We start from the raw sequence: 16330 nt of genomic DNA, 5'->3' as shown, positions 1-16330 counted from the left end.
TCCTAGTGATGCCCTACCAACCACTCAACACAACCTATTGTATCAGTCAAATCAACCTACATTTAAATCGCGTTCCCGAAAAGAATATTTCGAAACTAGATAAAGAACAAATATATCATTTGGTAAAAAGAAGCATTTAAGACATATTTAGTAGAAATAGATTTCCCCATAGGCTTTTGAAGTCTTCATTTTCTATTGAAGACTTTCTAAGGGAAAACACCGAGAAAAAATTTATGAGAATTGACCAATTGTTTTACACCGTCATCTGCTGCATTTTTGCCTTGTGATTTGATTCAAACGTGAACCAATCATAGAGGTAAGAGACTGTTTACTAACCTAAACGACGACAGCAGCTGAACCATACAATAACGAATATCCAAACACCCACTCTTCCATGAAAAAGTTAAAGGCTTTATTTACTAACCTAAACATCACTATCGGCAAAAAGATACGGACCAGTTTTTTGGTGCTGATATTGGTTATCATTTTCAACGTCATCTATACCTCCATGACGCTGAGCACGAGTATTGATGTACTCACTACGATCTCTCAGGATGTGAACCCAACTCTAGCCATCCTCGATGATTTCAATACACTCATCAAAGACTCCAAAACGTACAGTACCAACTGGGTGTATATCAGTACGTACGAAAAAGACAAAGAAAAACTCACAGAGATTCACCAAACGGTTTATCCTCTGGAGAAGAAGAAGATATTATCAATGGTCGACCAACTAGAGCAGGAGGACGAGAAGAAAGAGATTGTGTCGATCATTGATTCTTTTGAAATCATCCTTGCAGATCAACAGACGGTCATGGAAAGCCTCTCTGGAGCAATGGACTATGAGGATCCTATGACGGTTTTTATTTGTGAAGACCTCATCGAGAGCAACATTATCCCTCAGAGTGACGCACTCATCGATCGACTCGACGCAACCATACAAATCAAAAACGAACAATCGGATCTGCTAAAAGAGAGCATGCAATCCTCTTTTGGAGATTTGCGTTTGACCATTATTGTATTGGGTGTCATCGCCGCAATCTTTGCCTTCTTGATCTCCAACTGGCTCTCAAGAAACATCACCCTACCCATCAAGATGCTTCAAGAAAAAGTCAGCCAAATCCAATTGGGTAAAATTCCTGAAAAAATCAAAATCACCAATAGAGATGAGATTGGGGTCATGAGTGTCGGAATCAACTCCGTCATCGAGGGCTTCAAATCTTCTTCTAGTTTTGCAAGTCAAATTGGTCGTGGAAACCTAAATGCAGATTTCTCTGCACTAAGCAAAGACGATGTCCTCGGCAATGCCCTCCTATCTATGCGTGACAATTTGACCAATGTCATAGATGAAACCAACGAAGTAGTACGCTTGGCAGGTCAAGAAGGGAAACTAGGCTCCCGCATCAACATCAACGACAAAGACGGTGCATGGCATGAACTTGGCCGTGCTGTCAACGAACTCCTACAGTCCATCTCTACGCCTATTTTGGAAGTAAACAAAATCATGGCGGCTACTGCAAACGGAAATTTGACGCATGTATACACTGGTGAGTCGCATGGAGACATCAAGATGCTCGTCGACAGCTTGAACCAAGCCTCTGACAACCTCAATACACTGATCACCAACATCGTCACAAACGCCAACATCGTAGAGGAGTCATCCATAGAGATGCTCAATGCAAGTGAGGAGATGAGCTCCAACACCGATGAAATTGCTTCGGCTATCGCCCAAATGAGCTCAGGAGCACAAAATCAAGTAGTCAAAGTAGACGAATCCTCCAACCTCGTCGAAAGCATACTCAACTCCTCTACCGAGATGGGGACCAAGGCCGAACGTATCAATGAAGCTGCAAAGGCAAGTGTCACCAAGAGCGAACGTGGTAGAGCAGTGATCGAAAACATAGGTAGCGCGATGAACGAAATCGCAATCTATGCCAAAGAGACCTACTCGTCGATCAACGTACTCACACAACGGTCCGCAGAGATCACCAGGGTACTTGGAGTGATCACAGACATTGCCTCACAAACCAACCTTCTCGCACTGAATGCAGCCATCGAGGCAGCCCAAGCAGGAGACGCAGGTCGTGGATTTGCCGTCGTTGCAGAGGAAATCAGAAAACTAGCTGAAGACTCGAGAAAATCGGCACAAGAAATCGAAAAACTGGTCAATGATGTACAGCAAGATACACAGCAAGCATCCAAGGTCATGGAGACGATGAACAAAAGTGTAACGACAGGATCGTCTGCTTCGACAGAAGCTTCAGAAGCCTTCCAAGAGATCGCTCAATCGACCAACGAATCGCTCGCACTATCCGAAGATATCGTCAACGCCACCAAACTGCAAAGCCAAGACATCACCAAGGTAGTGACTATCACCGAATCAGTGGTGGTCATCGCAGAGCAAACGGCCGCAGGCACGGAAGAAGTCGCGAGTTCGGCGACTGAGCTCTCCTCCGGCATGAGCAACTACAACGAGAAATCCGAGCAGCTGACTAAGGTAGCGGCTTCCCTCAAAGAGTTTGCGGGTCAATTTATTTTAAGAAACAAGGGTTAATATTCAACTTCAAAAGATGCATTTTACAATGAAAAAATCACTCATCATACTAGGACTCTTACTCTCAACCGTTTGCTTTAGCTTTCAAAGCCAAGCTCAAGAAAGTAAGTTCAAAGCACTGTTTATTTACAAATTCGCCGAATATGTACAATGGCCCTCTGCCCCTAGTACGCTGACTGTCGGTATCGTAGGCAACACGGACGTACAAGAAAAATTAGCAAGCTTTGCGGCGAGCAAAGGAGGCATGACAGTCATCTCCATCAAATCAGCATCTGATGCTGCCAAATGCCACATGCTCTATGTCCCTAGTTCGGAAGAAAAAAACCTCAGTCTCTATACTTCATTCATAGACAAGAAAAGTATCCTTCTCGTCTCGGACAACAGCTCCAAAGTTGGGAGAGGCGCTGACATTGGCTTCTTCCTCGAAGACGGCAAGCTCAGGTTCAAAATTGACAAGCAAAACATCGAGGCTAAAAAAATGATACCTAGTTCCAAACTACTGGCTCTAGGAGAATCCATCAACTAACTCACACAAAACATACTTAAAAGACCTTTTTGTTCAACACAAATTGTTGAACCCAGGATAGTTATATCCTATTTAATCCCCTGTGCACTGATATTCACCCCCTCTTGTAATAGTAGAACTACAAGGAAACGATTTGCTCGTAGGTGAAGACTTCTAAGCACAACCAGCTAGCAGTAAATTCAGATAAAACCAAAACGATCTACAATGAAAAAGACCAAAACATTATTACTCACCTTGACATTAGGTCTCGTTGCTCTCGGACAAACCTATGCGCAGGATACAGACTCGGACGACATACTTGATATGTCCCTCGAAGATCTGATGAACATGGAAGTCACTTCGGTTTCCAAAAAAGCCGAAAGGTTGCAAGATGTTGCATCATCCATCTATGTATTGACTGCCGATGACATCATGAAGTCAGGAGCGACTACTCTACACGAAGCGTTAAGAAACGTACCGGGATATTGGGGTGTGCAGACCTCTTACTCCAACGCCTACTCATCAATCAGAAACTCACCAACAGAAAATGCTGATCCAGGGACGGTACTCTACCTACTTGATGGCACACCCATACAAGACCTAATGGGCTCTGTGATGTCGTTCCAAAATTTCGATATTCCATTGGATGAAATCGACCGAATAGAGGTTATCAAGGGGTCTGGTGGAACCATCTATGGAGCCAACTCAGCCACAGGTGTCGTCAATATCTTCACCAAGAATCCTGAAAAATACGATGGGATCAATGTACGGGCCGAAGGTGCAGCGCCAGGATACGCAGCAGTATCCGCACGTGCAGGTGGACAAATCACCGAGAAGCTGGCCATCTCTGGATATGCCAAATACAGGTACTTTTCGGGTTGGGAATCCATGGCTGGAAAAGACGAGGATGGCAACAGTACAGGTGTCACTACCGCCTTTGATGAAAACTACGAAGAAAGTAGCTACTACAGCTTTGGAGCCAAATTGAACTTCGACATCACAGAAAAATCAAAAATATCAGCCAGACTACACCACAACGGCTACCAACAAAATGTGTACACAAGTGTATTTGACCAAAGCTTTTTGATCACAAGAGATGATGCACTGCAATTTACGGAAGTCAATGCTAACCGTACAGTAGCCAACGTACGATTCGACCATAGCTTCAGTGACACGCACAGTTTGTTCGCGAGAGTCTCTACCAACATCGAGAATGATTTTTACCGCGGCGGTGGTGGCATGAATATCTCCAACGCCATCTATGATTTTGAGATCCAAGACAATGTATCGTTGGGACAATACAACGACCTCAGTATCGGGATAAACTATCGTATCGTAGACTTTGATATACACGACATCAAATCGACGGATTATATCAATTACGTAAACCCACAAGCCAACGAGTCCATCAAAGGAGCATTCGTCCAAGACAAAATTAAGCTTTTGGATGAAAAGTTGAATTTCGTGGTAGGGATCAAAGCGGAAAATTATACGCTCGTCAACGACAAGTACTATCTCTCTCCTATGGCCAAAGTATCTTTCATAGCCAACAAAAACATCACGCTGTGGGGAGGGTTTACCCAGTCGTACACCACCCCAGGGTTCAACAGTACCAATGTCAATTTGTTCTTGGTACAGACTCCTACAGTAGCCACACAACAGATCACTCAAGGAGTATACAACTTTGCATATCAGCAGGCCATCGATGCAGGAGCAGATGCCGCGACAGCAGATGCTACCGCAAGTGCATTTGTAGCTTCTGACGCAGGTCAAGCAGCTATCCAAGCTGAAACACGTAATCAAGGTTTACAAAACCAAGCTGCCAAAAATGGCTCAGAAACGTCTCCAACTAAATTCCAAACATGGGAACTCGGTATCAAGAGCCATTTGGGAGACAAAGTCCAATTGAATGCAACATTCTTCAAAACTTACATCACCGATGGAGTATCTGCCAATCCTGGGGGAGCAATCTTGACCGATCAAAAGTCCATCACAGATGACCGCATCACCGACTACTACCTCTATGGCAACTACGTCAGTGGTGAAAGTATCGGTACAGAGACCGTCATCAAGTTTTTTCCAATGCAGGGACTTGTCATCGAAGCATCACACGCCTGGTCAGAAACAACTTGGGACTACCAAAAGAACGACGACTTTGATATCAGCGGCATCACCGAAGACCCTACTCCTTCTACTCCATTCATGCCCAAGCATGTGTTTAGATTCAAGGCAGACTACTCCTTCGGTCAAGGCTTCAATGCTACGGCTAGCTTGATTCAAACGTCTAGTTTTTGGACAGAGTCCTACTACTACTATGATACAGAGCGATACCCGACATTGATTGAAGGTCAATTGCCAACAGATCCTCCTGCTACACCTGCCACTTTGGTCGCAAAAAACAGTGGACGTACCATCATCAACCTAAGGTTGGAGAAAAAACTAATGAATGAAAAATTGTCTCTCTATATATTCGGCAATGACATCACCAATTCTGGCAATGTCGCAGATACAGACAACATAAGAAATGCAACAACACTCAGTCGCATAGGTGCCATGTATGGTGGTGGCATCAATTATAGACTGAAGTAAAGATTAGGTTAGGTGGTTTGGATAGGGCCGGAGCAGTATTGCTCCGGCCCTTATCTATTTATAACGTACTGACCTTCTCGTTTGCTCTATTCGAGATCAAGCCATTGCGTTCTATGATATTGTGGGCTCTTTCGGAGGCCAAATACCCCAAAAATGCCTCTACTTTCTGATCCTGCTGCTCCCTATAATAGATTCTCAGCCCTCTACGCAATGGGTACTCTCCCATGCGAATGGTTTTGAAAGAAGGTGAAATAAAAAATGTATCTGTCTTTTTGACAGAGGGCAACTGCAATTCCTTCACATTGAGTGTGACGTAGGCAAAACCAATAAACCCAATCCCTCGCTTGTCCTCATACACCTTCGTTACTATCTCGTTGTTTTCCGCTGCGACCACAGCATCCTTGGAGAGAGAGTCTAGCCCAAAAAACTCAGAGAAGTATTTTTGTGTACCCGAATTTTGGTTCCGAATGATCGGCATGATCTTGCCTGGGTCTCCCCCTACTTCGCTCCAATCTACAATCTCTCCTCTGTAAATTTTTCCAATTTGATCATTGGTCAGCTGACCAATTGGGTTTTCGTCGTTGTTGATGAGTACTATGCCATCATAAGCCACCACACGTTCCTCTACACCATGATTCTCTCCTAGGATAGAATCCAAATTGAACCCATATGACGACATGCCTATGTCAACTTGATTGTCCTTGATGGCCATCAATCCAGTACGGCTTCCCCCTCCTTGAATCTCGATGCTCCATGTGTTTTGCGTCTTTTCAAAATCCTCCTTCAATGCATTGAATGTCTCGTGCATCGATTCACTCCCTTTGATATATATGACTTGTCTCTCTTTCTCTGTACTTCTACACGAGAATTGAAGAATCATACAAACGACGGGTAATAGCTTAATTATTCTCATCTGCTTGGTTGAATAGTATAATAGTTAACTGCCTTTTTAAACAAGGCGCAAAAGAATGAATACCATCAGACAATTGATCCAAGGTTGTATTATCAAAATGAAAAGAAATCTTTACGCCTCTAAACAGGGGGACACTTAATACAAAATAACATTAAGCTAAATTTGATTCATTAATTGGTTGAATATATTTTTTAGTCTTATCTAAACATATACATTTGCAAAGCTAAAAAACAACACAATGCGCTCAATTACAGTCTCTTTTCTTTTGATTTGTATCCTACATACAGCCGTAGCTCAAAACCTAAGTACGCTAACCATACAAGTCATGAGTAATAAGGAGCCCTTGGAATATACCTCCGTAGGCATACAATCCACAGGAAAAGGGGGGGCGACCGATGAAACAGGTACATTGATACTTCAGCAAATCCCCTATGGCAGTTACAAAATTATTGCATCGCGAGTAGGCTATGGCAGCAGGTCAGTATGGGTTACGCTCGACGCTCCTGAACATTTCGTCACTGTGGATCTCATTGAGTCCACGACCTCCTTAGATGAGGTAGTCGTGTCAGGCACTATGCAAGAAATCAGTAAAATGGAAAGTACTGTACCTGTGGACGTCTATTCCCCTAAGTTTTTCAAAGCCAACCCAGCCCCATCGGTTTTCGAATCCATGTCCAACATCAACGGCGTACGCCCACAAATCAATTGCAATGTCTGCAACACTGGCGACATCCATATCAATGGATTAGAAGGCCCCTATACAATGGTTCTCATTGACGGCATGCCCATCGTAAGTGGCCTATCGTCAGTCTATGGTCTTACCGGCATCCCCCAATCTCTCATCGAGCGAGTAGAAATTGTCAAAGGCCCCGCCTCAACCCTCTATGGCTCGGAAGCCGTTGGTGGCCTGATCAACCTCATCACCAAAACACCCGAACGTGCTCCTATGCTTTCTGCCGACGCATTTGTCACTAGCTGGGGTGAGGTCAGTTCAGATATAGGCCTGAAGTTTCGTGCTACGCGCAAATTGCAATCGATCGTAGGCATTCACTACTTCAACTACCAAAATCCCATCGACAAGAATGGGGACAACTTCACCGACCTCACCTTGCAAAACAGGCTATCGGTGTTCAACAAATGGACAATGCAGCGACCAGGTAATCGACAGTTCAACCTCGCTGGACGCTATGTCTACGAGGACAGGTGGGGTGGAGAAATGCAATGGACGACCAAAAACAGAGGAGGCCAAGAAGTCTACGGCGAAAGCATCTATACTCGACGTTGGGAAATATTTGGTACCTATCAATTACCTACCTCAGAAAAGGTCGATTACCAGTTTAGCGCCAATGGCCACCAGCAAGACTCCTACTACGGCGACCTTTCCTTTGCTGCGCAGCAAAGCATACTTTTCCAACAACTGACTTGGCGCAAAGACTGGAGCACTAAACACCACCTACTCCTCGGTTTGGCTTATCGCTATACCTACTACAACGACAACACCACGGCCACTGCAACGGGTTCTGTGACTCATTTACCAGGAGCTTTCGTCCAAGATGAAATACAACTCAACACCCAAAACAAATTCCTGTTTGGTTTGCGCTACGACCACAATTCACTACATGGAAACATCCTTACTCCTCGTTTCAATTACAAATGGAATTCGCCCAACAAGAAGACTATTCTTCGCTGGAGTATCGGCAATGGCTACCGAGTGGCCAACGTATTTACCGAAGACCATGCCGCGCTAACAGGCGCCCGTGACGTAGTATTCGATGGAGAACTCAACCCTGAGCGGTCCTGGAACAGCAACATCAACTTTGTCAAAAACATCATCACTTCATCCAATGCTTTCATTGGAATAGATGCATCAGCCTTCTATACTTTTTTCAACAACCGTATCGTACCCGACTATGAAACCAACCCCAATCAAATCATCTATGGAAACCTAGACGGCACAGCTACATCCAAAGGACTCTCCATCAATCTTGACCTCTCGTGGTCTCATGGCCTCACGGCACTTGTAGGGATGACATGGATGGATGTGACTCTCACCGAAAATGGCCAATCCCGTAGACAGTTACTTACCGAACGCTTCTCTGGTGTCTGGAGCCTAGGCTACACTTTCGGTGCATCTTTGATTTCATTGGACTACACAGGCAATCTCTACGGTCCCATGCGTCTACCTCTCCTCGGAGAACTAGATCCTCGTGACGAATACTCCCCATGGTTCAGCATTCAAAACATACAAGTCACCAAAAAATACCTCAATGGCCTAGAGATATATGGAGGGATCAAAAATCTACTCAATTTCACCCCTCCTGCCAACAGCATTGCACGTGCACACGATCCTTTCGATGAGCAAGTCTCATTTGACACCAACGGAGACGTGATAGCTACTGCCAGCAATCCCTACGCCTTGACCTTTGACCCCTCTTACGTATATGCGCCAAACCAAGGAGTTAGAGTTTTTTTCGGTGTGCGCTACACATTGTCCCCCATTTAATCATCATCGCATAATCATACCACAAAAGATTTGAATAATTATATCCAAAAAGTATGTTAACTTTACAAAACCCGTATGTGGATGATGCACCAATCATTGCCCACCATTGTAGCATTGCCTGTATTATCTTGTTATGAAATACACCGCCTGTCGTCCAGCATTGAGAGACACAGGATGTGATTATTACTATGAGATGATGTTAAATCAACCTATTTGCAAAAATATACTCCTCAGTCTGTTTGTACTCTTGGTGCATATTGGCTTTGCTGTACAAGGTCAGCCGACCTTAGGCTTCAAGCACCTGTCGGTGAAAGACGGCTTGTCTCAATCCAATGTCAACACAATCATCCAAGACCGAGACGGTTACATTTGGATCGGTACTTTTGATGGACTCAACAAGTATGACGGATACAAGTTTACAGTTTACACCAATGACCTAAATGACAACACCAGTATTCCCTCCAACTTCGTGACCAAAATCATCGAAGACCGACACGGGTACCTATGGATGGGCACTACATATGGATTGACACGATTCAACAAAGAGACAGGCAAATTCACAACCCTATTTCATGACCCAAACAATGCAAATAGCATCAGCAACAATTCCATTTGGTCCCTGCTAGAAGACACGGAAGGTAACATATGGGTTGGCACATTCGGTGGAGGGCTGAATTTGCTAGAAAACACCGAAAATTTCCCAAATGTCAAAGTTACACGCTACCTCAACGAACCTTCCAACCCCAGCAGCTTGTCTCAAAATTGGGTCATGGACATCTATGAGGACCACAACAAAGACATTTGGGTCGCCACCGTAGGTGAATACCTCAATCAATTTCGACCACAGACCAAAACCTTTGACAGAATACACCTAGCTGACAGCCTCAGCGCCAACACAAGCGTATGGTCTATTGCCGAGGACAACAAAAATCAACTATGGCTAGGAACCGAAACGGGTTTAAGCCGTCTTGACTTAAACACCAAACTGGTTCACAACTATCTCCATGACTCAACTGATTCAACCAGTATAAGTGAAGGTCAGATTCGTGCCATACTATTTGACTCCAAAAACAACTTATGGATAAGTACACAAAATGGACTCAACATCTACAACAAAAACAATGACAATTTCACCCAACACCTACAGGATGATTTCGATGCATGGTCGATCAGTAGTGATGAGGCATGGACCATCTACGAAGACAAAGACGGTACAATCTGGATAGGCACTTACAGTGGAGGAATCAGCTACTTCCACCCAAGCTACGCCTCCTTTGGCCATGTAGCTTACAACCCAATCAACCCTAAAGGAATGCATGGAAGCAACGTCACCTCCTTTGCCGAAGATCCCAATGGAAACTTATGGATTGGGTTGGACCATGCTGGACTAGACTTTTACAACAAACAAACGGGCGAATACACTCAGTATAGCGCAGCGGAGAAAAACCCCAACAGCCTCAGCGGAAACTCTGTCATGGATATTCATCTAGACAATCAAGGTTTTCTATGGATAGGCACTTACAACACGGGACTCAACCAATTGAATACGCGAACCCAAAACATCACACATTATCCGTCGAACTTAGCAACCGATGGCATGCTCAACAATGGCAACATCTGGACAATCAAGGAAGACGAACAGTCCAATCTCTGGATTGGAACAATAGGTGGAGGACTCAATCACTACAACCGCACAACCAATCAATTCTCCAATTTTGGTTGGGGATTTGAAGACTCTACTACATTGAGTAATGAGAACGTTTGGTCTATTCTCTTAGAGGGAGACAGTCTTGTCTGGATTGGTACCAGCAACGGACTCAACCGATACGATCTCAAAACCAAACATTTCAAAACGTATACCAACAACCCCAATGACTCCACCACTATCTCCAATCACAAAATTCAAACAATCTTCCAAGACAGTCAAAACCGCTTATGGATTGGTACTCAAGGCGGAGGACTGAATTTGACACACCGCGATACGGACACCTTTACCTCCTACCACACCCAAGATGGTCTTGCCAATGAAAACATCTCCAGTATACTTGAGGATGATCACGGAAATCTCTGGATCAGTACCAATGAAGGGTTGAGCAAATTTAATCCAACAACCAAAGAGTTTCGAAATTTCAAAACTGGACTACAAAGTAACCAATTCAACCTAGAATCCTGTCTCAAATTAGAAGATGGACGCATGCTCTTCGGAGGTGTCAATGGCTACAACATATTTCACCCAGACAGTATCCAAGAAAACAACCAGTCTTCCGCCGTGACGATTACTAACTTTCTCATCTTCAACAAACCCATACCACTTTCCACATTGAAGGTCGAGAGTAGAGATGATATTCCTACCATCCGATTGGACCATACACAATCCGTGTTTAGTATTGAATTTTCAGCACTCAACTACATCGACGCAGATCAAATACAATACGCACATCGCCTGTACAATTTTGAATCCGAATGGGTCAAAACAGGGGCCGACAGACGATTTGTCTCCTACACCAATATTCCTGCAGGAGAATACTTGTTGAGTCTCAAAGCAACCAACACAGAAGGAGTATGGATGAACAATGCCAGTCACTTGCGAGTCATCATTGCCCCTCCTTGGTGGCTCACCTGGTGGTTTCGAATTGCTACAGTGACCAGTGTTCTGATCTTCATATACTTCTCCTACCAGCTACGTATGAAGCTCATATACAACCAAAAAAAATCCCTAGAAGAAGAAGTAAAAGCTAGAACCGCCGAGGTAGTCAAGCAAAAGGAAGAGCTTGAATTGCAAGCCAATATTTTGACCCGCTACAACCAAGAGATTCTTTCTAAGAACGCTCTATTGGAAGATCTGCATAGACAAAAAGACGGTATGGTAGGAGTAGTTGCTCACGATTTGCGTTCTCCACTCAACAATATCAAAGGGTTGATAAACCTGGTCACCAAATCAGGTCAGCTCAATGACGAACAAACCCGATACGTTCAGCTAATCACAAGGCTCCTCAATCAAGGAGATCTTCTGATTAGTGATTTACTCTATGTCAACGGTATACAACAGTTTGACATACAACTTCACCCTCGTGAATTCAATATCAATGAATACATCACTTCATGGTTGGAAAATTTCCAGAGTGATCTAAAAGATAAACAACAAAAACTCTCGCTCAAAACACAAACGGCCACTGCCATCATACGCACAGACCAAGAAGTACTTCGAAGAATACTAGACAACCTCTTTACGAACGCGATGAAATTTTCAGAAAAAGGAGCAACCATACACCTCAGTTTAGTAGAAAAATCAGATTACTTTAAAATTTCAATAACTGACGAGGGACCTGGTATCAGTGAAGCGGATCAAGAGAAAATGTTTGAAATGTTTCAAAAACTCTCCGCAAAACCTACTGCAGGAGAAAGCTCTAGTGGCCTTGGTTTATCAATTGTCAAAGCACTCATTGACAAATTGACTGGGAAGATATTGGTACACAGTGTACTTGGGGAAGGCACAGAATTCGAACTGAGAATACCAAAAAGAATCAATTGAGCGTCATTTCTTCTTTTTTCGTTTCTTTTTAGCAATGATTTTATCTACCTCATCCGCCTTACTCATTAGGGTCTTCCAGTCGTGAGACTTGCTTTCACTCAAGTCAATTGTATCTTCGTAATCATCTCTTTTGATCTCCAATACTTTAATGGGCTTGGTGACATACTCCTCTATCTGCCTCAAAGTCGGGCGCTCCTCCATACTACAAAATGATACCGCCTGCCCCTTACTCTTACCACGTCCCGTTCTCCCCACTCTATGCACGTAGAATTCTGGATCATCAGGAAGATCATAGTTGACCACCATATCTACATCCGGAATATCAATCCCCCGAGCCGATATATCTGTAGCAATCAATATATGACATTTTCCTGATCGAAACATTGACATAGCTGCATTTCGATCAGCTTGGCCCTTATCACTATGAATTGTCACAGTATCAATGTGTACACGCTCCATAGCAGCCTTGACACGTTCAGCACGTACTTTTGTCCGGACAAAAACCAAAATCTTAATTCCAGGATTTTCTGTCACCAACCTCTCTAAGAAAAAACGCTTATCATCCATTTCCACATGCGCTACAGCATGACTCACATTCTTGGAAACAGGGTCTTTTGGTGAGATTTGGATACGAATAGGCTTGTGCACCAACGAATACGCTAGTTTCTTAATTTCCTCATCAATAGTCGCTGAAAAAAACAAAGTTTGTCGACGCTTTGGCAAGTACTTAATTAAGTCTCTAATATCCTTGATAAAACCTAATGCCAACATATGGTCAGCCTCATCCAAGACCAGCACCTCAACTCTATCAAAATAAATATGGCCTTGACTAGCCAAATCAAACATTCGACCAGGGGTAGTTACCAATACATCGACCTGCTTGGACAACCGCTCTATTTGTGGGTCTTGATCCACACCACCATAAAGAGCAAATACTTTCACACCCGTACCTTTCGCTATTCGCTCAAAAGATTGAGAAATTTGAATAGCCAATTCACGAGTAGGCACCAACACAATACATCGTATTCCTGCCTCTCTGTCTGCATGTCTGGACCTACTTAGCAACTCAACAATTGGAATTGCAAAAGCGGCAGTCTTACCCGTCCCTGTTTGCGCGATCGCCAAAACGTCTTCCTTATTGAGGATAGCTGGAATTGACTTAAACTGAATATCGGTTGGCCTTTTCAATTCCATCTTAGCCAAATTCGCTTTTATATCTTCAGATATTCTATAGTCTTCAAACTTCATCTACTTGCTATTCAGCTCCCCCCTTTGCAAACCATTTAGTGGTTCAATCTATTTTCATGAATAGTGTTCAAAGCTGTCTGAAGCTCTCGTTTAAGTTTGACTTGCTTCTCACGAGCCTCTTCCTTATACAACCTAAACTCATCTTCAATACTCTCCAACGAAACCCTTGAATCAACGGTAACCTTATTGCTCCTCATATACATGAAATACAAAACCGCAATGGCTACTACTAAGCCTAGAATAATCAACCACACCATGATATTATATGTGGCTTTATTCATTTGAACTCCTACAAAACCAATCGTATCATTCAATGCAGTACTTTCAGACAGTTCAACCTCTATATCTGCCAATTGCTTCTTCAACCCTACAATTTCAGCATCACGTGTGACGATATTCGATTTAAGAGTCACAATCTCCACATTCTTTAGTCGTACCGTATCACTCACTACCGTCCAAAACTCCTTCAATAAAGGGCGCTTAATCAAATTATACTCTTGCCAAGAGGACGTACTATTCTCATAAAAATCATCAAACTGTTCATCAATGGTTTGTTGAGCATAAGACGAAGTAAGAGTCAATAAGAATAGGAGGTTTAATAAAGCAATTTTACGAATCATATCTTACAGGATTTTTTGGTATTAAGTAAGGTGCAAAATTAACTTAATTATACCTTTAATAATTATAATGAATAAAATTCTCCCCCCAAAGTCGTGATAAGTAATGGAAGCAGCGATTAAGTTGAGGGAAGCGGGTTACTCCTTCAATACCTACTGATCTCGAAAACTGATGTACCTCCCAAACCCTAGGGAAAAAAGTATGGACATAAAAAAACCTTGATCACATATGCAATCAAGGTTTTGATAAAAACTGGCAACGACCTACTCTCCCGCGTTTTACCGAAGTACCATCGGCGCTGAGGGGCTTAACTTCTCTGTTCGGAATGGGAAGAGGTGGACACCCTCGCAATAGTCACCATAATGTCTTTGTTGCGATTTGCTAGCTGACCTACTGTCAACTTTATAATATCTTAAAAGTTCTAATCTTAGTAGATATAAATTAATACATCCACCAAAATTGACATGATTGTTATGAAAGAGATGAAAACTCGCACCGTTATAAAAAAGCTTACAGGTAATTAGTACTGCTCAGCTTTGACATTACTGCCTTTACACCTGCAGCCTATCAACGTAATCGTCTATTACGACCTTTAAAAGAAATCTCATCTTGAGGAGGGTTTCGCACTTAGATGCTTTCAGCGCTTATCCTCACCGAACGTAGCTACCCGGCGGTGCAGTTGGCACCACAACCGGTACACTAGAGGTTCGTCCAACTCGGTCCTCTCGTACTAAAGTCAGAGCCTCTCAAATTTCTTACGCCCACAACAGATAGGGACCGAACTGTCTCACGACGTTCTGAACCCAGCTCGCGTGCCACTTTAATGGGCGAACAGCCCAACCCTTGGGACCTTCTCCAGCCCCAGGATGTGACGAGCCGACATCGAGGTGCCAAACCTCCCCGTCGATATGAGCTCTTGGGGGAGATCAGCCTGTTATCCCCAGAGTACCTTTTATCCTTTGAGCGATAGCCCTTCCATGCGGAACTACCGGATCACTATATCCTACTTTCGTACCTGATCGGCTTGTTGGCCTCACAGTCAAGCACCCTTATGCTATTGCGCTCTACGCACGGTTACCAAGCGTGCTGAGGGTACCTTTGAAAGCCTCCGTTACTCTTTTGGAGGCGACCACCCCAGTCAAACTACCCACCACACAATGTCCCCGACATGCGGGTTAGGCATCAGATAAATAAAGGCTGGTATTTCAACAACGGCTCCACCATGCCTAGCGACACAGCTTCAAAGCCTCCCAGCTATCCTACACATCATTTACCCAATACCAATGTGAAGCTATAGTAAAGGTTCATGGGGTCTTTCCGTCCCGTTGCGGGTACGCGGCATCTTCACCGCGACTACAATTTCACCGAGCTCATGGCTGAGACAGTGCCCAGATCGTTGCACCATTCGTGCAGGTCGGAACTTACCCGACAAGGAATTTCGCTACCTTAGGACCGTTATAGTTACGGCCGCCGTTTACCGGGGCTTCAGTTCAGCGCTTCTCCCGAAGGATAACGCCCCCCCTTAACCTTCCGGCACCGGGCAGGTGTCAGGCCTTATACATCATCTTTCGATTTCGCAAAGCCATGTGTTTTTGTTAAACAGTCGCCTGGGCCTTTTCACTGCGGCCCGCATTGCTGCGGGCGCCCCTTCTCCCGAAGTTACAGGGCGATTTTGCCTAGTTCCTTAGCCATGAATCACTCGAGCACCTCAGGATTCTCTCCTTGACTACCTGTGTCGGTTTGCGGTACGGGTACCATATTCATAAGTTTAGAGGTTTTTCTTGGAAGTCTGATTAGGCGCATTATCAACGCTCCCGAAGGATTGTTGTACTATCAGGTTCATCATAGTCAGCGGATTTTCCTACTGT

Annotated in this window: 8 protein-coding genes and 2 rRNA genes (1 of these 10 cut by a window edge); 5 read left to right on the top strand and 5 right to left on the bottom strand. The window is 43.9% G+C overall.

Annotation, left to right across the window (positions count from 1 at the left end):
• Window positions 1-394 precede the first annotated feature (394 nt).
• The 3 genes from BFP72_RS02315 (at window position 395) to BFP72_RS02305 (ending at window position 5648) form a co-directional block, all read left to right on the top strand.
• Window positions 395-2554 carry a methyl-accepting chemotaxis protein gene (locus tag BFP72_RS02315; protein WP_099597568.1) on the top strand — a complete coding sequence of 720 codons (2160 nt, stop codon included), beginning with the start codon at window positions 395-397 and terminating at the stop codon, window positions 2552-2554.
• Window positions 2555-2582: 28 nt separating this feature from the next.
• On the top strand, window positions 2583-3080 hold the full coding sequence (locus BFP72_RS02310; protein ID WP_158233247.1) for a YfiR family protein: 498 nt from the start codon (window positions 2583-2585) through the stop codon (window positions 3078-3080).
• A 204-nt stretch (window positions 3081-3284) separates the two neighbouring features.
• Complete coding sequence (locus BFP72_RS02305; RefSeq protein ID WP_099597566.1) at window positions 3285-5648, top strand: TonB-dependent siderophore receptor; 2364 nt, start codon at window positions 3285-3287, stop codon at window positions 5646-5648.
• Window positions 5649-5706: 58 nt separating this feature from the next.
• Here BFP72_RS02305 and BFP72_RS02300 read toward each other — a convergent pair whose 3' ends face one another.
• Window positions 5707-6528 (bottom strand): phosphate ABC transporter substrate-binding protein, encoded by an 822-nt coding sequence (locus BFP72_RS02300; RefSeq protein WP_158233246.1) that lies wholly within the window; start codon window positions 6526-6528, stop codon window positions 5707-5709.
• Between the two features lie 271 nt (window positions 6529-6799).
• Between BFP72_RS02300 and BFP72_RS02295 the strand changes: the two genes are divergently transcribed.
• Both BFP72_RS02295 and BFP72_RS02290 read left to right on the top strand, forming a co-directional pair.
• Complete coding sequence (locus BFP72_RS02295; RefSeq protein ID WP_099597564.1) at window positions 6800-9064, top strand: TonB-dependent receptor; 2265 nt, start codon at window positions 6800-6802, stop codon at window positions 9062-9064.
• A gap of 133 nt (window positions 9065-9197) precedes the next feature.
• Window positions 9198-12596 (top strand): two-component regulator propeller domain-containing protein, encoded by a 3399-nt coding sequence (locus BFP72_RS02290; RefSeq protein WP_099597563.1) that lies wholly within the window; start codon window positions 9198-9200, stop codon window positions 12594-12596.
• A gap of 3 nt (window positions 12597-12599) precedes the next feature.
• Here the strand turns inward: BFP72_RS02290 and BFP72_RS02285 are convergent, their stop codons facing one another.
• The 4 genes from BFP72_RS02285 to BFP72_RS02270 form a co-directional block, all read right to left on the bottom strand.
• The gene (locus BFP72_RS02285) at window positions 12600-13844 is read right to left on the bottom strand and encodes a DEAD/DEAH box helicase (protein WP_099597562.1); all 1245 of its coding nucleotides are present in this window, start codon (window positions 13842-13844) and stop codon (window positions 12600-12602) included.
• Window positions 13845-13879: 35 nt separating this feature from the next.
• Window positions 13880-14464, bottom strand: coding sequence for a hypothetical protein (locus BFP72_RS02280; protein WP_099597561.1), 585 nt, complete (start codon window positions 14462-14464; stop codon window positions 13880-13882).
• A 248-nt stretch (window positions 14465-14712) separates the two neighbouring features.
• Window positions 14713-14824 (bottom strand): 5S ribosomal RNA (gene rrf, locus BFP72_RS02275).
• A 138-nt stretch (window positions 14825-14962) separates the two neighbouring features.
• A 23S ribosomal RNA gene (locus tag BFP72_RS02270) occupies window positions 14963-16330 on the bottom strand; it runs 1512 nt beyond the window's last position.

Origin of the sequence: Reichenbachiella sp. 5M10, assembly GCF_002742335.1 — a bacterium.
In the GTDB taxonomy this organism is placed as follows: domain Bacteria; phylum Bacteroidota; class Bacteroidia; order Cytophagales; family Cyclobacteriaceae; genus Reichenbachiella.
The sequence above is the reverse complement of the archived record's forward strand: the minus strand, read 5'-3'. Positions and strand labels throughout refer to the sequence as shown.